Here is an 18,129-nt window from a genome sequence, read left to right on the forward strand (position 1 = left end):
GACTGGACACTTCTCGACGCTTATCGAAAACGACGGGGACACGTCTTTCTACTCGTCGACCCACGGCGTTTATCTGCTGAACGACAATATTGGTCTGACCCTGAACGGCGGGCTTGTCGGCCCCGGTACTATTGGTGGTTGGGATGCGATTCACGCCGAAGCCTCTGGCGAAAACTATAAAGTGCTTTGGAAGAATGCGGACGGCGCTTATAGCGAATGGACCGTCAATAGTGCTGGCCAGTTTATTGGCAGTAACGGGGTCGGGAATGTCATCGACGTCGAGGAGTTCTACAACGTCGATCTGAACAACGACGGCCAGACTGGACACTTCTCGACGCTTATCGAAAACGACGGGGACACGTCTTTCTACTCGTCGACCCACGGCGTTTATCTGCTGAACGACAATATCGGTCTGACCCTGAACGGCGGGCTTGTCGGCCCCGGTACTATTGGTGGTTGGGATGCGATTCACGCCGAAGCCTCTGGCGAAAACTATAAGGTGCTTTGGAAGAATGCGGACGGCGCTTATAGCGAATGGACCGTCAATAGTGCTGGCCAGTTTATCGGTAGTAACGGGGTCGGAAATGTCATCGACGTCGAAGAGTTCTACAACGTCGATCTGAACAACGACGGTCGGACTGGACATTTCACGACAACTTTAGAAACGAACGGATCCACAACACTCGCGTCGTCAACGCGCGGTGTTTATCTTATCAATGACTCGATCGAACTGACACTGAATGGAGCCAAAACCGGCCCCAACAGCTTCCCCGGCTGGCAGGCGCTTCATGCCGAGGCATTTGAGGATGGCTTTAAAGTACTGTGGAAGAATGAGGATGGTGCGTTTAGCGAATGGACAGTCAACGCTAACGGAGAATTTGTTAGCAGCGAAGCCATCGAGGACGTGATCGACGTTGAAAGCTTCTATCAGTACGATCTCAACGGTGATGGGAACAATGGGTATGACGAGCCAAGGTTGAGCCCGTTCATGCCTACGGCAGGGCTTGCAGTGAGCGCCAGGGAAGCCTCGGACAACGCGCTTCTGGAGGAACCTGCTGATCTTCTTAAATTCGCTTCTGATCTCTTGCCGGCGGACGAAATTGAAGATGATTTTTCTTTGTTGTCCTCAGGCGGATCTGAACAGTCGGGTAACGAAGGTTCAGCGGGAGGGCATGCTGGGTCGCTTTCGAAGGAATTCGAAGGCATTGAAGACGACGATCTGGTGATTTCAACCTTGTTAGAAGACGATGCCTTTCTTCTGTAAAAGCAATGATGAAGCTAACGTCAGTCCCGTCGGTTTTGGCGGGGCTGCTTGGCGCAAGGTTGGAACGGCGAAAAGCAAATATGCCGTGTCTGTTTGGGATAGCTGACGTTTTGAAGCTGCGCAGGGTATCCTGCTTTAAACCGTCGATTTAGGAAACGCTTAGATCAACTGCGCGCCCTGTCTTTCAAAAGCGAGGGCTCAGGCCTCTTGGAATGCGTTCACTGATCGAATAAGCAAGGCTAAATGAACCGTTTCTGTGTTCTCAACTCGTCTGCTGCAAGACAATCTGACCTGTTGTTTTTCAAAGGACGGCCCCGTGGCTCAACTGGATAGAGCAGCCCCCTCCTAAGGGGCAGGTTGCAGGTTCGAATCCTGCCGGGGTCGCCATTTGATTTCGTCATCCACGGCAGCAAACTAGGACGTCATAAGCGGCTGTACAGTCCAGCTAGGCGCTATGCCTCAGCTTTGTTGGATGCTCGCGTGTTTCTGGGATGGATGTTAGACCAACTTCAAACGGGCTTTCAAAGCTAACGGGCTCAGTATCTTATACAGGGTAAAACTTCTTATCTACGGTGTGGTAGAAGCCGATTCAGCTAGATTAATGTAAAGAAGCGAGAATGACTGAGCAATCATCAATCAAAAAAAGTCAGATTATCGAGAACATTAGCCGGCAACTTTCTGATACAGAGAACGATGAAAAAATCACCGAGATCGACATCTGTCTGACCTTTGACCGCAAATTTTTGCCTCATGCGGCTGTCACATTGCTATCGGCCATCCGCGCGGTGGGAAGCACGTGCAAACTGAATGCACACATTCTTCATGTCGACGACTTAGATAACCACGCTCGGATGTCGCTCGAAGGGCTGTCACAAAATGCTAACATTTTTTGGCATCAGATTGATGGAGAACAGTTCGACAGCCTACCTGACAACCGAGAGCATATATCAAGGGCGACATACATTCGCTTGCTCATTCCGGAAGTTCTGCACAAACTTGCCGACCGGGTTATCTACCTTGATTGCGATACGGTTGTAACCGACCGTCTGAGCAGATTATGGACAACAGAGATTGGTAATTCACCGATTGCTGCAGCTCCGGATGAGGGCGGCGTTACACAAGCCGAACGCTTAAACTTTTCCAAAACGGCGTTCTATTTCAACGCAGGGGTACTGATTTTCAATCTGAACGCGATTGACCCCAAAAAATTCGCTGACAAAATCACAGAAACGGTTTCGCGAACAGATGTCGACATAGAACTTCAGGACCAAGATATTCTCAACCTGATGTTCGAGGGAAAAGCGACAAAACTGGATCTTCGCTGGAATGCAAACACTAGGTTGTACACTCCCAACAACCTAGACCCAGCATACTCGCCGGAGGAAGCGGAAATTGCCTTGACCTTTCCAGGAATATTGCACTTTACCGATCGAAGAAAGCCCTGGAATTCAAACTGCAATCATCCTCTGCGTGAACTCTATTGGGACCTTCGCAACCAGACGCCTTGGCGGGAAACACTCGGTGAGAGAATACAGCGCAAGACAATAGACCTTATTCGAAGCCGCTTTAGCAAGTCGCGCAGGATGGTCACCGCAAACAACTAGTGGTTAATGCAACAGCAAGTACCACTATGAGAAGAAGTGACCATCCATCAAATAGGAGTTGCAATCAAACCTGGATCAGCCGTTTTTCGGTTGCATCATCTTGTCTTCCAACAGCAACCTCAAGTAATCAGCATACTGCGTTTTCTTAAAGATTTCAGCTCTTTCTGCCAAAATTGAACTATCGATCCAACCTTGAAGCCAAGCGATTTCGTCGGGACTTCCGGCTTGCATTCCTTGCCGTTCGGTGAGGGTCCGGACAAAGTTACCCGCATCCAGCAGCGACGCGTGCGTTCCGGTGTCAAACCAAGCAAATCCACGCCCAAGGGACTGAACATTTAAAAGGCCGTCCGCCAGATATGTTTCCAAAAGCGTGGTAATCTCCAGCTCTCCGCGCTCAGACGGTTGGATGTGACGAGCACGTTTAGGGGCGTCACCATCCAGAAAATACAGACCTGTTACAGCATATCTTGACGGTGGGTTTTTTGGTTTTTCAACGATGTGACGAACCTTGTCGCCATCAAAATCCACGACACCATACCTTTCAGGGTCGGCAACCCGATAGGCGAAAACCGTTCCGCCTTCGGTATGACTATTCGCGGCGTTCAGGAGTTCCGGCAATGCGTGACCGAAGAAAATATTGTCGCCCAAGATCATCGCAGACGGTGCACCATCCAGAAATTCTTCGGCAAGCAGATAAGCCTGGGCAAGCCCGTCCGGCGAGTCCTGAACGATCCAGGTCAGGTCAAGCCCGTATTGGCTTCCATCCCCCAAAAGTCTTTGAAACTGAGCCTGGTCTTGCGGCGTTGTGATAATTGCGATTTCCCGAATGCCCGCCAGCATGAGAACGCTAAGGGGGTAATAAATCATTGGTTTATCGTAGATCGGCAAAAGCTGTTTCGAAACAGCCATCGTAATTGGATACAAGCGTGTACCCGAGCCGCCGGCTAGAATAATACCCTTACGTTTCATCTTCTTTCCTTTGTAAATGCTGTGATAGAACCACCGTCAGTTTGGCGAGATTCTCGTATCCTGCAAAACAACGTTAGCTGGAAGAACCCAAACGCTGACCCACACCGGTACGGGATTTTAAGTTTTCCAACCAGTCCGAGTTTTCAAGGTACCACTGTACAGTCTGTTCCAATCCAGTCTCTGGCGTATGAGATGGGTGCCAATTTAACTCTTTACCAACGCGTGTCGCATCAATTGCATAGCGCTTGTCATGGCCGGGACGATCTTTCACAAACGATATAAGATCAGAATAGGGATTGGCAGCGGGCCTTAATCGATCCAGAACGCCGCAAAGCTTTTCAACCAGTTCGAGATTGGTCATCTCGTTTTCGCCGCCGATATTGTAGCTGCGGCCAAGTTCACCTTTTTCCAGGACCAAAAGCAGCGCTTCGGCGTGATCTTCGACATGTAACCAGTCGCGAATATTATCGCCTTTTCCATAAATCGGAATGGCCTCACCGGCCAAAGCCTTGAGGATAACCACAGGGATCAGTTTTTCGGGAAACTGATACGGACCGTAATTGTTAGAACAATTGGTCATGACAATTGGTAGACCGTAGGTTTCGTGCCAGGCCCGTACAAGGTGGTCTGACCCGGCCTTGGAAGCCGAATAAGGTGAGTTGGGCTGGTATGGGCTGTCTTCTACAAAGAACCCTGTTGTACCCAATGAGCCAAACACTTCGTCGGTTGAGATGTGATGAAACCGAAACCCTTCTGGTCGGCCCTGTGATACCCACCAGTGGCGGGCGGCTTCAAGCAGGCGATAGGTTCCGACAATATTGGTTTCTACAAACGCGCCAGGACCGTCAATTGAACGGTCTACGTGGCTTTCAGCGGCGAGATGCATGATGGCATCAGGCTCGTGTTGCTCCAGTAGCTCCAGCATTTTGGCGCCATCGCAAATGTCGGCCTTTTCAAATATATGGTTAGGGTTTTCTGCGACACTGGCTACATTTTCGGTGCAAGCTGCATACGTGAGTGAATCAACATTGATCACAGAATGACCGCTACTGATGGCCTGGCGCACGACTGCTGAGCCAATAAACCCCATTCCACCTGTTACCAGAATTTTCACGTCACTACCTCGTTCATATGTGGACTGTATGATTTCCGTGCCATCGCCAACGGACGCCGGGAAGAAGAGTCAGAACTCGTTGACCGCCCGAAGCTTAGGGTCGAACCCCACCTTGTTTTTGCTTTCAATTGCATTGTCCTCCGATGCGATTAGAACAGTGCACCAAATACCAATTAGTTGCCGGGCTACTCACGTGAGTTTTCTCATAACTCGCTGTCAACTGCTACAGTTCCGATTAATTTTTTGATCTCTAGGTCTCTTCAGAATGGTTGACAATAGCGATTGAAGTTACGTCCAGACGCTAAAGCATCGCGAAAGCAATCCGCCTTCGTACAGCGTGGCGTCCATTACACAAGTGCTTCATTTCCTTGGATGGCAAAACCGGCCGCCGTGAAGGTAGATCACAAGTGTAGGTCGAAGAAAGGTGGCACTAATCGTTGGTGCGAATTATCGCCGGTTGTTTAGTTCAAAGTCGTCCTATGAGTGTGAAACAAGTCAAGATCCGAAAAGCCGTGGAAGAGATTGCCCTCTGCAACGCCAACAGGTTTCTGAATGGTTGCAGAGCTGTACAGGCTATCTAGCCTGTCTAAAAAGACTTCGCTGCGACAGTCATTACACAGGCTTTCAAATTGTCGCTCTGCGGCGGCTTCACGGTCACTTTTCGTGTCGACTAAATCCAGAAACTGGTTAGTGAATTCATCGTCGGTCCGGACATATTCGGGCTGATCGATCAGATGGTCCATTTGTCCAATGAAAGTCTTTCTGGAGACCACCGGAAGTCCATTGCTGATATAGTCCATAGCAGCCGTGCAGCCGTTTTCCGGCAGGGTGTCCAGCGCCACGTCCGCTGCTTTCAGGTAGCTCTTGAACTCTGTCTCATCGCAGGCAGGAATTGGGATCACCCTCTGGAGGTCGAAGGAGTCGCATCCAGCATCGATTAATTGTCGTCGGCAGAAGGTCTCCGAAACGCCGACAAGGAGTATCCAAATTTGTTTGTTTTGCCGAAGTATTTTCTTGATCGTTTCGAAGAAGTTCAGATCCAGAAACGGCTGGAACTTGTATTGCGATGCCGACGCAATCGCGATCTTGGCTTCCTTTGGAATCGAGAGTTGATCGCGGTTGAAATCTTGCCGCGTGCTTGACGTAGTTTCATCGATGGACAAAGGAATCCCGAGTCGTTTGCTGTTTGAAATACCGCGTCTTGTCTCGGTAAGCACTCGCCCCCAGCTGCGGGTTTCGGCGACCGCGTGCGCTACCTCCATTCCAACTGAGAAACGGTGATCGGCATGATTGTAAAATATCACCGGCACGGGAAAAGAGGGCATCCCGAATGCAAGGGACGGAACGATATCGTGCATATGAATGTGCAGAACGACGAATTCAAACCCTAGCGCGATAGACTTGAGATCATGGGCACGTGTTTCAATCGATTTCTTATCGCGCAACCTATGGATTTTACCACCTGCGTTGGTCACGACGTCGTTTAACAGTTTTGGAACCGGCTGCGCACCTTGTTCCGTAAGAACCACAGATTGCGAACGCTTTCCACCATCGAGGCCTATCCAGCGTTCCACGACGCGTGTGTGCCCACCCCAGGGAAAGGCTGTACTCATGACGTGCAAAACACCAGAGCGACCGGATTTTCCCGGGTCGTGGGGTGACCCTATCGTCGTGGCTAGTTCCGAGAGGGCAACTTCAAGTTCTCGCGACCGGTAAACACCTGCACCGGTGCCATTCGCAAAATGTGCCGCCACCTCTATGGCCTTCATTCTTTTAGAAGGCGCTTTGATGGCGGCAAGTTCAAAACAAATACGTTCAAACTTCTGGGCGTTCGCAATCGTCCTAGATAGCAATTCACGCCGTGAATGCATTCAACGCCTCGCAAACATCACGCACGTCTTCATCCGACATTGTCGGATCAATTGGCAACGACAGCACTTCTTCATGAATGGCTTCCGTTAGGGGAAAAGAAAGATCGGCCAGTTCAGCATATGCAGCCTGCTGGTGGGGCGGTATGGGGTAATGAACCAGAGTTTGGACACCGCGTTCTTTCAGGTGTTTCTCAAGCAGGTCGCGATGTTTCGTACGAATGACAAACAAATGCCAGACGCTGGTCAGCGCATCGCTTGGGAATTCCGGCAACGTCACGTGATTGCTTTTGATGCCATCACAATAAGCGCGCGCTATTTCGCGGCGTCGCGCGTTTTCATCGTCAAGGTATTTCAGTTTGACCCGTAGAATAGCGGCCTGAAGCTCATCCAGTCTGGAATTTCGCCCTTTGGCTTCATTTACATATTTTTGCCGCGAACCATAGTTCGACAACATGTCCACTTTTGCTGCCAGGGCATCGTCATTTGTAACGACGGCACCGCCATCTCCTAAGGCACCGAGGTTTTTACCCGGATAGAAGGAAAACGCCGAGATATCGCCAAAGTTTCCTGCTCGTATTCCATTCAATGTTGCGCCATGGGATTGCGCGCAGTCTTCGATGACGAACAACCGGTGTTCCTTGGCAAATTTGCATATGGCCGGCATGTCCGCCAATCGTCCGTATAGATGCACTGCCAGTATTGCACGTGTTTTGGGCGTCAACGCTTCGGCAAGCCCTTTTTCGGACAAGTTAAAGGTATTGGGATCCGGTTCTACCAGAACTGGAGTCAGACCAACTCTGGATACGGCGAGGACCGTTGCAATATAGGTGTTGGCCGGAACTATGACCTCGTCCCCGGCATCCAAACCCAATGCATCAAGACAAAGCTCAAGCGCATCCAGACCGTTGCCAACTCCGATAGCATGCTGAGTGCCGCAGTATTCCGCGAACTCTTGACAAAAATCCTGATACTGTGTGCCGCGCACGTACCATCCGCTGTCGAGAACGTCTTGCATAGCCTGAGCGATTTCTTCGCTGTGGCGCGCGTTAATCTCTTTCAAATTCAAAAAGCTGATCATAGCGTGTTCCTTACCTTCACCTGTCTTCGACGCGTGGTTCGCAGATCAGGTTGGTATCTACTGCGATTGACATATCCAATGGTTTTCGAATCTTGAAATCGTATTCAACACCCAATTCCTCTACCCACTTTCGAGCTTTAAAGAACTGATCAAAGTTGTGATAAATACTGATGAGTAGAACCGGCTTTTGCTCGAGAATTGTCTTTCGAGCGCCTTCCAGTACATCGAATTCCATGCCCTCGACGTCGATCTTGATCAAGCCAACTTCGATCCCATGTTCGTCCACTAGAGAATCCAGAGTCTGGACGGAAATTGTGTCACGTTCGATGGATTGACCGTCTGTTGCAGTTACCAAACTAGACTGATCTCCACGATCCAGGACCACCATTTCCGATGGTTTGCTGCCAAGCCCGATGTTCAAGGGTCGAACATCCTTCAGACCATTCTGGTTGATCGTCTCATTCAGTAGATCAAAATTTTCGCGACTTGGTTCTACGGCCCAGATTTCACCATCTGTGAACTCTCGCATGATCAGGACGGAATCGCCAAAATACGCCCCCACATCGATCATCGCCTTTTTCTTCAGCGCGGCAGGGCGCTCAAGCTCTGTCAGGAAGTGCTTATAGTAAAATACGGTCGACGAGATGTCTGCAGACGGTAAGCGGTATTTACCATCATAAAGATACCACTTGTCCGACAGCCTTAGGATGCGATCATAGTGGAAATCCATCAACTCGCGGAATTTATCTTCCTCTTCACGTGTCAGTTGGAAGGTTCCGGCTTTGTAAATTGAATAATCGCGGAGTCGCTTTAAAACGCGAGTTATGATCCGGCGGCTTTCGTCATCCATACCGGCGATCAAATCCAAATACAGTTGCTCTACATCGCCGCTGAACTGTTCATAAGATGCCTGGTCGATTATTGAATCACACGTGTCCATTTGTGCGATGTAAGCGCCGTTGTTCACGTAACTTGTGGGCTGGCCCAAAACCGTTGCGTAAGTATTTTGGTTGACCTCCTGCACAACCTCAAACTTCAGCGCTTCAATCCGCTGGGATTGAGATTCGACACGTGACGTTTGCTTTTCGAGCTCATTGGTTTGAGCGTCCAACCGCTCAGCTTGATCCTCCAACCGTCTGGCCTGACTTTCAATCTCAGCATGTTGTCGGTCAAGTTTATGGTTGAGTGCCGGAACTTGGTTTGTAGCAAGATCAAATAGCTGCGTGTTTAGCGCCCGTGTGGCCCGGCTGTTTTTCTTGGCTTTTCGGAACATGTTCGCCCCGATCAGCAACAAGGTCAGCGGAAAAGCGGCAATTGCAATCACGCCAATCAGCAATAGCCACAACTTGTACTCTAGGCCCTTGAACTTCATGCGCCGAATTAGCTTGTCTTTGTATCGCAATTCCAACATGTCGTTGGTATAACGTACGGCACGCAGTTTTCCTTTGAAACCAAGCCGGTACGTTTTTTTCTCGATTTGCCATCCAAGAAAAACGTCTTTCGCACTTCGGAACGTAAGTGTTGATTTCGTGGCCGCCTTCAGGAATTCATCCGCTGCAAACTTGGCATTGTGAAATTCAGACACGTATTGATGGACGCTGTCACCGAGTTCCTTTTGTTTTTTTGCATCCCGCATGTCGTCCAGGATTTCTGCACAAGTACGAATAGGAATGTCAAATGATGGCGCCTGTTCGACTTGCCAGCCCAGACAGAACCCTTTGGCTTCCTGAAGATACACGAAAATGTCGTCATCATAGTCATGAATCTCGTTGCACACTACGACAGTGGGGATGGCCAACCGACCCGATGCCAAGGCGGACGTGCCCATGGCAAACATGACATCAACATTCTCAATTAGGAATGCATCAAGCTTTTCGTCAAACATAGGTCCGGTGAACACAATGTTCACCGATGGATAGTCCTCTGGAACAATCCTGTTTTCTTCCGGACCATTTCCTATGACGTATAAGGTTTTTGTGCCTTCAAATGGATAGGCATCTAAATGGCGCGCCAGGTTCGTTACTGCAAAGACTTTGTCTATGGACAGACGCCCAAGGATTGCAATCTTCAATTCCCCCTTAGGGGCCACGTAGTTAGTCTTCCGCGTAGGGCTGGGTTCGATGCCAATTGGGACATAGTTTTCGTCGAACGGGATTCCGTAGTCCATTTGCGCTTGCCTATGTGCTGCATCGCAAAAGAACACGGCGTGGTTGTCACTGACCGTTTGAAGGAACTCTAGCAAGCGGTCCGAGTCTATGTTCCATGAATCCTTGAGAACTGGGACGCAAAGGTTGTGCCAATTCACAAAAATAATCTTACTGTCGGGGTGCAGCTCGGGTAGCCAATGCGCCCAATAAATTGGGGTCACAAGTATGACTGGTTCTTGCAGCGCAACCCCGAAGACCCCGTCTTCCAGCTCAAGTTTCTCTACACTGGATCCCTCAAGCATTGGGTCCGTAATTCCGTCTTTGAAATCAGTGTAGTAAACCTTTCCAGAGTAAACCTCAGCCAACCGCCGTGCGATGGACGTCAGGTATACCGGACCGCCGGATGCCTCTCGCCAGGGAAAGTAGAATACAATTGGAAAAGTCATTATTCAGAAATCTCGATGAGTTCGACAATAAACCGGTTAGGCATCACCATGAAGACTATGGGGGTCTGAAAATAAACGGATTTCTTCACCGGAGTTATGGGACGGATACCCAAGCGCCCCATCGTACTCATAGCTGTCTCAATGTCTTTGACATAGTATGCGAAGTGATAGGGTGTGACACTGTGCGAAAGCCAGCTGTCCAGCGTTTTTGAGCCGTCCATATTTTCGAGAAGCTCGATGCGAGGTTGGGATTTTGCGGTCATAAACAGACCGTGCACACCTTGACCGGGATCAGTGAAACGAGCTTCATCCGCGTAACCAACAAGGCGATACCCAGCAGCAGCAGCATCAATTGATTTTGCGGCTATTCCGATATGGTGGAATTCAAATACGCCTAACTCTGCCTGCAGGCGGCGATTAAAGATGTTCTGACAGAAGCTTCCCCATTTCGCAGCCGTCGTTTCAACATATTCTTCTTTGGTTAGAACATGTTCGACCAGTTCGAATGTTTCACCACGCAATTCCACGGTATTGGGCGCGGCCGCAGCGCGACGCTGTGCGTACCCATCATGGAATTTCACGACACTGGTGTTTTCTGAAACAGTTCGGCAGTAGATTTCAGCCAAACCCAAATCATGAAACCCGAAGGACATCAGAAGATTGACGCTCTCGATAGCTGCCAGACTGCCGTCTTCGATAATCCAACGACCCCATTCCCCCCGGCCTTCACTGATATCGTAAAGGCCGATCAACCCGACATTCTGCTGGGTGAAACGATCCTGAACGAGGAAGTAATAATCCCCTTCGACTTGGGACTGCTTCTGGAGCCACGCCCGCTGGGCTTCCACATCAGGGGAAATCGGGTTGAGGTATTTTTGCTTTTGGCTGTCGGCGCTGCGCAGGTTGACGATGTACTCTGCATCGTCTTCAGAAACGGGGCGCAATTGAAAGGATAACCCCGTCAGACGACGCGAGCGAAGTACATCTGTCACGAACCCGCTCCTTAGTTTCCGTTCAGTTTCAACTGAATTGCATCAACGAAACTCTTGGGAGAACCCAGCTCCGTCAGCTCTTCTGGCGAGAACTGAATGCCGAATTCTTCTTCGGCGGCTAAAGCATGTTCGATACGGTCAAACGAACTCCAAACCTCGGCATCTTCGTAATGCGCTTGGAATTTATCACCCAGGCCCGCCCGGCTTTCTACAAAGGACAAAACGTTTTCAGACATGGTTAGTAACTCTGCTCTTCTACATCTAGTTCAGGGATGGAGATCTCGACGATTCCCTGAGGGAATGAATAGTCTAGCTCCGAGGGGGCTTTGGCGTGTTCTTTCAGGTACTTCGCAACGAACTCCTCTGCTGGACCATTGCGGTCGCCTTTTTGAAACTCGATCTTGATTTTGGAACATCCCAATTGGTCAGCCGCGCATTTGATGGCGCCCAGAACAACAACGTCGTCCAGGCCGCGACCCAGTGCGCGGCAACTGACAAACATATCCTCCACCTGCAAGGTGTCCTCGTGTTTGTGAGCAATCAGGCAGCCAATGATGCCACTGTCGATCAGCTTGTCGCTCATCGAAACGGTCATCACACAAGAAGATGGACTTTCTGCTGCAGCCTTTACCTCTGCAAGCGAGTAGCGCTTGTAGTTGAAGATAAATTGGTTTGTTTTTCGAGATAGTTCAGAAACTCGGGAAACCTGCTCGGGATGGTCTGCCTTGAAGCTGATCTTAATCTCAAGCGAGCGCAGATAGTCTTCGGGGGACATCTGCTCGCGCAGGCGTCGCCGCTCCTCATTTGCCTGTACGTCTTTGCTTCTGGCCACATCTTCTGCAGAGACTTTAGATTTCAGCAACCCTGGATATACACTAACACCTCGGGCATTGGCCTCACTGTCCGGCGAAGCCCAGAACTGCTTGATGTCCGGCAGCGCATTGCCCACTTCAAACAACTCACCCATATTGTCGTCGACAAACAACATTGATGAATGGTGAATGTTCAGGAATTTTTCCAGGCCTTGAATATTGGAAGACTTGGAGTCCCAGTTGACCATGAATTTGGTTACGTGTTCAGGACGAAGAGGGAAATCAGTGCGGCTGTTGAACAAGTGTTCCGCGTCTTCTGCTTCGTTCTTCGATGCGACGCAAATGAAAAACCCCTGCCCGGCAAGCTCGACCAGCTTCTGCTGCAACGCAATATGCCCGGGCTCCAACACGACACCGTCTGCACCGTCTTCGCCAAGAACGCCCTTGTAAAGAGTGTTGTCGAGATCAACGACTACGGCTTTTAATCCCGGTAGGATTACGGCTGGTATTACGCGCAGACCGAGCAATCGGGACATTTCCATACATGCAGCCGGGCTGCAACGGGTGCCTGTGAAGTCAGCGAGTCGCTCGTCAAAAAACTTGTCTCCAAGACGAGTGATAATTGGCGAAACGTCTGCCTTGAACAAAGGTTCCTGAGCCTCAAAATTCGCACCAATCGGCACAATAATCACGGGGTCTGCCGCGCCTTGGCCAAGCTCGTTCAATCGCGCGGCAATATGTTCACGCCCTTTGTCATCATACCGGTCCAGATCAACCCAAAGAATATGCGCATCTGCACCGGTCGAAAAATCTACATTCGCAAAGGCGTCATCGTAGTCGCTATAGCTGAATTCTGCCTTCAGACCTGAGATTTCCAGGAATGCATTAAGCGTCGCCGCGACCAGTTCAAATGAGTGGTTGCGGATGACGTTGATCTTCAGGTTGCGAGCTTGTTCATCGCCCCGGCCGATAAGATCGCTGCGCTTGAGGTCTTGACTTGATGTTAGGCTGTGAAATTCAAGCAGTTTATCCATTTTAGCCACTTATCTTCATGTTTTTGTAGTCGTCGTAAGAGTGGATGTATTCATCAGGATCGTAGAGATTATCAGACACAACAACCAGAACACAATCCTCGCTAAAGTCACACATCTCTTTCCAAACCATCCTCTCTATCCAGAGGAGTTTTGAAGGAGAGTCCAAATCCACGCTGGCGAATTCACCATCAGGAGCCATCAGCCGAACTCGGCAGCGCCCTTTCAGACACAAAAATCCGAAGCGGGATCGCAGGTTTGCATGGCTGCCGCGCGGTTCGTCGCCAACGGTTCCGTAAATAGCAAACATGCGCTTGAGCTCGAATGGTACTTCCTTAAGTTGCTCCACGACGACCAAGTTTCCTCGATCATCGCCGCGTACCTGTAGGTCCACAATCCCATATAGTTCGTTATAATCGTTTTCAGACCGGTCCATAAAGTACACATCCAAAGGTTACATAATTTTTGCGATTTAGCACTGTTTCTGCGGCGCGTATATAGTAGCGTTCCGCCCATCGCGATCCATTTTCTGTATATGCGAATTTTTTTGCCTGTTCGTTGGCCTAGCATCAAATGGCCGAGATTTCCGTCAGTGGTTCCGACCAAATAGCAAACTGCTTGAGTTGAGCTGGGCACCAGTCTCGGGTGACCGCTGATGGTGTAGTGTGATGAGCATCCACGGCCTCCTCGACCGCGTGTTCATTCTATGGATTTAGCGCAAAGCCGCGGTGCTTACTCGGCGACTTCCGCTTTTTCCTCCGCCGCGGATTCATGTTTCCTGAATTGTTGATCGAAGAGCTTTTTGAACTGACCGTCGAGTTGTAAAAGCTCGTCTAGGTTGCCCTCTTCAACGACGGCGCCGTCTTGAACAACAATGATTTTGTCGGCCTCCAGGACAGTCGAAAGACGGTGCGCAATTACGATCACAGTCATGTTCTGGGTCAATGCGTCCAGCGCAGATTTTACCAGCGCCTCAGACTCCGCATCCAGCGCACTGGTGGCCTCGTCGAGTAGCAAAATCTCGGCATTTCGCAAAATCGCGCGTGCAATTGCAATCCTTTGTTTTTGGCCGCCGGACAGGAAGGTCCCGTTTTCACCGACCTGCGTGTCATAGCCTCCGGGCAAGTCAGAGATGAAGTCATGCGCGTGTGCCGCTTTTGCAGCATCAATGACCTCTTCGTCTGTCGCGTCAGGCGACGAACAACGTAGGTTTTCCATCACCGAGGCTGAAAACAGGAACGTGTCCTGACCCACATAGGAAATCTTCCGCCTGAGTGAGGAAAAGCGAGCGTCTTGCAAATTTTGACCATCAATTTCCACGGTACCTTCGTCGGGGTCATAAAACCGCATGATCAGGCCAAAAATCGTCGATTTTCCGCCGCCGGACTGACCTACCAATGCCGTGGTTTTTCCAGCCTCGAAGGTCACATTCATGTTCTCGATCACCGGAATTGACCCGTGGTACCCAAAGGTGACATTGCGCAAGCCGATCTCGCCTGGCCCGTCCAGCAGGTCGCGCGCTTCGGGGTCTTCCTGCATGGTGTCTTCCTGATCGAGTAGGCCAAACAACATACCAACACCGACCAAGGCTGCCTCGATCTGCACGCGCATTTTAGATAGACGCTTGGCGGGCTCATAAGCCATGAGTAGGGCCGTGATAAATGACATCAACTGACCGGCGGTCGGTTGCTCTGTTCCTGCAATTCCAAGGGTCGAAACGACCAGAACGCCGGCAACGGCCAATCCGGCCAGAAACTCCATTAGCGGGCTGGCGATCGACTGCAGACGAGCAATATCATTCGAGCGCTGTTCGACCTTGAGGATTGCGGTTTCCATACGGTTGATCATTCGATCCTCAAGAGAGAAAACCTTGATCACCTTGATACCTGCCGAAGTTTCCTGCAGGACGCGAATAATCTCTGCCAGCGATTTGAACTCTTGCTGCATGATCGAACGCACGCTTTTCAGCAGGTGGCGGACACCAAGCAAGGCCACAGGTCCGACGACAAAGAACATGATGGATAGCACTGGTTGCTGGTACACCATGACAATTACAAGGCCGACCAAGGTCAAGGCGTCACGCACAAAACCGGTAACTACGACATCGATCAGGGTTCGGGCAGCTTGCGCACCGTGCGTGGTGCGCATGAGGAGATCCGAAGATTCATTCTGGGCAAAAAATGAAATGCCATGCCGCAAAAGCTTACGATACACGCGGTCTTGTTGCATCGCGATGATCCGGTTTCCCGCGCGTGCAAGATAGATGGACTGGATGTAAGAGGCGAGCGCCTTGGTCAAGAAAAGCAATACAACGCCAAGAGCAATCACGGCCGCCCACTCGCGCATTTCAGGGCTGGTCATCGCGTCCACGATGTACTCCATCATGAAGGCAGAGCCAGCAGTGGTTGCGGCCACGGCGATCATTGCAACGATGGCAACGGCATATAGAGGCCCTTGGGCAAAAAAGCTCTCGGTGAGGAGGCGGCCCATATAGCCTGATCGCCATTCGGTCCAGGCACGCTTAATCATTGCATTCTCCAGATCATGAAATCATGCGCTCGCTCAGATAACCTATAATCTTTCCGGCCTAAAGGGCAGATCAAACGACGCTTCACAGGTACCCAATCAACAGGTCGCGCAGAGGCCCCGTCAGATAAGGGCTAGCTTTGTGTTGTGCAAGGTTTTGATGATCCATTCGAAGAGGTGGCGCCGTGGATTGTTGGCTTTCGTGCTGGTTTCCAGGGGGCGCTTCTGGGGCAAATTTTGATTTTGTCTGCACAACTTTTGAGCGTCCTTTACGTATATCCTGCGACGTGAGATCCCTCAGTTATGGCGAATCCTGTGAAGTGTTGGCAGAAAGCCGCGCTGCCTCAATTGATAAGGTCATGCGATTTTCTTTTTTCTTTCATTGTGATATGTATCAGGGTGAAGAGATTGGAAGCTCTGATATTGTGGGGCAGATAACTGTAGTGTGAGAGTAACGATTGAAATTCAGCGGTTTTTTGCCGCAGGAACTCCTTGACGCGTCATGGGGAAAAGATAGACCTTTTGCGCTTGTGCTTGGTAAATACGGCTCATAGTAACGTGGCGCAAATATAAATGGTATTGGAACAGTGTCGATTAAGGCTGTCATTCTGAGTTTGCCGAAAGATGTTGAACGGCGACGTTTCTGCGAAAGCGAATTTGCCCGCTTTGGCTTGAACCATGAATTTTGCGACGCCATTGCCGGAGATCAACTGGACAACTCTGAGTTGCGGCATCTGTATGACGCAGACATGAACCGGATCAAATTCAAACGTCCTCTCAGCCCTAACGAAGTCGCTTGCACTCTGGGGCACCGTCAGATTTGGCAGGAAGTTGCGGACTCTTCCGACTATGTGAGTCTTGTTTTGGAAGATGACGCAACTTTCGTTCAGGATCCCAGGCCTTTTTTTAATGAATTGGCCGAATGCGGCGAATGTTTTGAAGACGTCATGATCAAGATCGACGGCGTGTCAGGCAACAATGGCCAGGTTATTAAATCCGTTGCAGATCAGGATCTTGTCTTGTCAGATCGTCTGCCACCCAGAACCACAGGTTACATTATCGGCCGACGCGCAGCCGCCCGGTTATTGGCGATTGAGGCTCCGATTGCGCGTCCCATCGACATCGACCTAAAGTTCTATTGGGAACACAATGTGCCAATCCTCACGCTGGGCGAGCAGATGGTCGCAGAGCGCAAAGAGACAGACAGCACAATTGACCCCTGCCGCAGCAAGATGAAACCTGGCTCGCCAATGGCCAGGTTCGTTCGAAACTTAATGTACCAGACAAAGTACACGTACGGGCGGTTGAGCCATCCGTTGAACCCAGACATGATTGAAGGGCTCGGCCCATTGATGCAGGCCGGAAATCGGGTTCGGAACCGCGCATGAAGAATAGCCTTGTGGTTGTCCGTGCGGGCAACAAGTCATTGCACCACCGGTGGCAGGAAATTCCCTATGAAGATCGCAACTTCGATCTTCTGATCAGCTATTTCTCGGACGAGGCTTTTGCTGCTTTCAAACCTGAGCCAGGCGTCGAGGCCGTGCTGGTGAAGGGCGGCAAGTGGGACGGGTTATTCAAGACCCTCGCAGATCGTGACCTTGATCAGTATGACTACTATTGGCTGCCGGATGACGATTTGGATATCAGCGCCGCAGACGTAAATGCGCTGTTCGATGCCATGCAGTTTCACGGCTTGCGCATTGCGCAACCATCATTGACCCCCGAAAGCTACTTCTCGCATTTTGTGTTCAGCCAATGCCCGGGGTTTGTACTGAGGTACACGAACTATATCGAGATCATGGCCCCATGCCTGCACAAAGATATCCTGAAAAAAGCACTGCCGCTGTTTCAGGGTACGATGAGCGGGTATGGCCTGGACTATATCTGGTGCCGCTGGGCCGAGGCCGGCGCGTTTCGAACAGCAATTCTGGACGAAATTGCGATGCATCACACAAGGCCGATTGGAAAGAACCTGAAAGTTGCGATGGCTGCGTCGAACAACCTCAGTTCGGAAGAGGAAGAGGCCGTTCTAAAGCAGATGTTTGATCTGTCGCGGCGTACCGTTCCTGTCGTTTTTGCCGCGATCCTGCAGGGTGGGCAGCCAATCTCGGGTCGCCTGCAGTTGGGGTGGCATATGTGCCGGGCATGGATGTCGGTCCTGCCTAAGTTCCGCAGTGCCAGCGAGGCGAGGTCCGGAATTTTCAAGATTGCACGCCGTCAGTTGATCAAACCGCTGGACATGACGACAATTTCGCTGAAACAGGAAAGTACCTGA

Annotated in this window: 14 protein-coding genes and 1 tRNA gene; 5 read left to right on the top strand and 10 right to left on the bottom strand. The window is 50.6% G+C overall.

Annotated features, from left to right (window positions below):
- The 3 genes from GOW92_RS15620 to GOW92_RS15630 form a co-directional block, all read left to right on the top strand.
- A partial coding sequence (locus tag GOW92_RS15620) for a hypothetical protein (protein WP_217356554.1) occupies nt 1-1,264 on the top strand: 1,264 nt, incomplete at its 5' end.
- 310 nt (nt 1,265-1,574) lie between these two features.
- Nucleotides 1,575-1,651, top strand: a tRNA-Arg gene (locus tag GOW92_RS15625).
- Between the two features lie 230 nt (nt 1,652-1,881).
- Nucleotides 1,882-2,868 (top strand): glycosyltransferase family 8 protein, encoded by a 987-nt coding sequence (locus GOW92_RS15630; protein ID WP_170561570.1) that lies wholly within the window; start codon nt 1,882-1,884, stop codon nt 2,866-2,868.
- Nucleotides 2,869-2,943: 75 nt separating this feature from the next.
- Here GOW92_RS15630 and rfbA read toward each other — a convergent pair whose 3' ends face one another.
- The 10 genes from rfbA to GOW92_RS15680 all read right to left on the bottom strand — a co-directional run bounded on the left by rfbA (nt 2,944) and on the right by GOW92_RS15680 (nt 15,857).
- A complete protein-coding gene (rfbA, locus tag GOW92_RS15635; protein WP_170561572.1) occupies nt 2,944-3,837 on the bottom strand; it encodes a glucose-1-phosphate thymidylyltransferase RfbA in 894 nt (297 codons plus the stop codon).
- A 73-nt stretch (nt 3,838-3,910) separates the two neighbouring features.
- On the bottom strand, nt 3,911-4,951 hold the full coding sequence (gene rfbB, locus GOW92_RS15640) for a dTDP-glucose 4,6-dehydratase (protein ID WP_170561574.1): 1,041 nt from the start codon (nt 4,949-4,951) through the stop codon (nt 3,911-3,913).
- Between the two features lie 461 nt (nt 4,952-5,412).
- On the bottom strand, nt 5,413-6,822 hold the full coding sequence (locus tag GOW92_RS15645) for a glycosyltransferase (RefSeq protein ID WP_170561576.1): 1,410 nt from the start codon (nt 6,820-6,822) through the stop codon (nt 5,413-5,415).
- Nucleotides 6,806-7,900, bottom strand: a complete 1,095-nt coding sequence (locus GOW92_RS15650) for a DegT/DnrJ/EryC1/StrS family aminotransferase (protein WP_170561579.1) — start codon at nt 7,898-7,900, stop codon at nt 6,806-6,808. Before GOW92_RS15650 ends, GOW92_RS15645 begins: the two co-directional genes overlap by 17 nt.
- Before the next feature lie 16 nt (nt 7,901-7,916).
- On the bottom strand, nt 7,917-10,493 hold the full coding sequence (locus GOW92_RS15655) for an FkbM family methyltransferase (protein ID WP_170561580.1): 2,577 nt from the start codon (nt 10,491-10,493) through the stop codon (nt 7,917-7,919).
- The gene (locus GOW92_RS15660; protein ID WP_217356555.1) at nt 10,493-11,485 is read right to left on the bottom strand and encodes a GNAT family N-acetyltransferase; all 993 of its coding nucleotides are present in this window, start codon (nt 11,483-11,485) and stop codon (nt 10,493-10,495) included. Before GOW92_RS15660 ends, GOW92_RS15655 begins: the two co-directional genes overlap by 1 nt.
- 11 nt (nt 11,486-11,496) lie before the next feature.
- Nucleotides 11,497-11,721, bottom strand: coding sequence for an acyl carrier protein (locus GOW92_RS15665; RefSeq protein ID WP_170561584.1), 225 nt, complete (start codon nt 11,719-11,721; stop codon nt 11,497-11,499).
- 2 nt (nt 11,722-11,723) lie between these two features.
- The gene (locus tag GOW92_RS15670; RefSeq protein WP_170561586.1) at nt 11,724-13,331 is read right to left on the bottom strand and encodes an HAD-IIIC family phosphatase; all 1,608 of its coding nucleotides are present in this window, start codon (nt 13,329-13,331) and stop codon (nt 11,724-11,726) included.
- 1 nt (nt 13,332) lies between these two features.
- Complete coding sequence (locus tag GOW92_RS15675) at nt 13,333-13,764, bottom strand: sugar 3,4-ketoisomerase (RefSeq protein ID WP_170561587.1); 432 nt, start codon at nt 13,762-13,764, stop codon at nt 13,333-13,335.
- A gap of 296 nt (nt 13,765-14,060) precedes the next feature.
- On the bottom strand, nt 14,061-15,857 hold the full coding sequence (locus GOW92_RS15680; RefSeq protein ID WP_170561588.1) for an ABC transporter ATP-binding protein: 1,797 nt from the start codon (nt 15,855-15,857) through the stop codon (nt 14,061-14,063).
- 584 nt (nt 15,858-16,441) lie between these two features.
- Between GOW92_RS15680 and GOW92_RS15685 the strand changes: the two genes are divergently transcribed.
- Complete coding sequence (locus GOW92_RS15685) at nt 16,442-17,242, top strand: glycosyltransferase family 25 protein (RefSeq protein ID WP_170561589.1); 801 nt, start codon at nt 16,442-16,444, stop codon at nt 17,240-17,242.
- Nucleotides 17,239-18,129 carry a hypothetical protein gene (locus tag GOW92_RS15690; RefSeq protein WP_170561590.1) on the top strand — a complete coding sequence of 297 codons (891 nt, stop codon included), beginning with the start codon at nt 17,239-17,241 and terminating at the stop codon, nt 18,127-18,129. The genes GOW92_RS15685 and GOW92_RS15690 overlap by 4 nt, the downstream gene beginning before the upstream one ends.

The sequence above is a fragment of the Ruegeria atlantica genome (assembly GCF_013032505.1).
Taxonomy (GTDB): domain Bacteria; phylum Pseudomonadota; class Alphaproteobacteria; order Rhodobacterales; family Rhodobacteraceae; genus Ruegeria; species Ruegeria atlantica_F.

Excerpts from the sequence above, each read along its gene's own strand:
- GOW92_RS15630 (WP_170561570.1), top strand. The coding sequence starts at position 1,882 with ATGACTGAGCAATCATCAATCAAAAAAAGTCAGATTATCGAGAACATT.
- rfbA (WP_170561572.1), bottom strand. The coding sequence starts at position 3,837 with ATGAAACGTAAGGGTATTATTCTAGCCGGCGGCTCGGGTACACGCTTG.
- GOW92_RS15645 (WP_170561576.1), bottom strand. The coding sequence starts at position 6,822 with ATGCATTCACGGCGTGAATTGCTATCTAGGACGATTGCGAACGCCCAG.
- GOW92_RS15650 (WP_170561579.1), bottom strand. The coding sequence starts at position 7,900 with ATGATCAGCTTTTTGAATTTGAAAGAGATTAACGCGCGCCACAGCGAA.
- GOW92_RS15655 (WP_170561580.1), bottom strand. The coding sequence starts at position 10,493 with ATGACTTTTCCAATTGTATTCTACTTTCCCTGGCGAGAGGCATCCGGC.
- GOW92_RS15665 (WP_170561584.1), bottom strand. The coding sequence starts at position 11,721 with ATGTCTGAAAACGTTTTGTCCTTTGTAGAAAGCCGGGCGGGCCTGGGT.
- GOW92_RS15670 (WP_170561586.1), bottom strand. The coding sequence starts at position 13,331 with ATGGATAAACTGCTTGAATTTCACAGCCTAACATCAAGTCAAGACCTC.
- GOW92_RS15675 (WP_170561587.1), bottom strand. The coding sequence starts at position 13,764 with ATGGACCGGTCTGAAAACGATTATAACGAACTATATGGGATTGTGGAC.
- GOW92_RS15680 (WP_170561588.1), bottom strand. The coding sequence starts at position 15,857 with ATGATTAAGCGTGCCTGGACCGAATGGCGATCAGGCTATATGGGCCGC.
- GOW92_RS15690 (WP_170561590.1), top strand. The coding sequence starts at position 17,239 with ATGAAGAATAGCCTTGTGGTTGTCCGTGCGGGCAACAAGTCATTGCAC.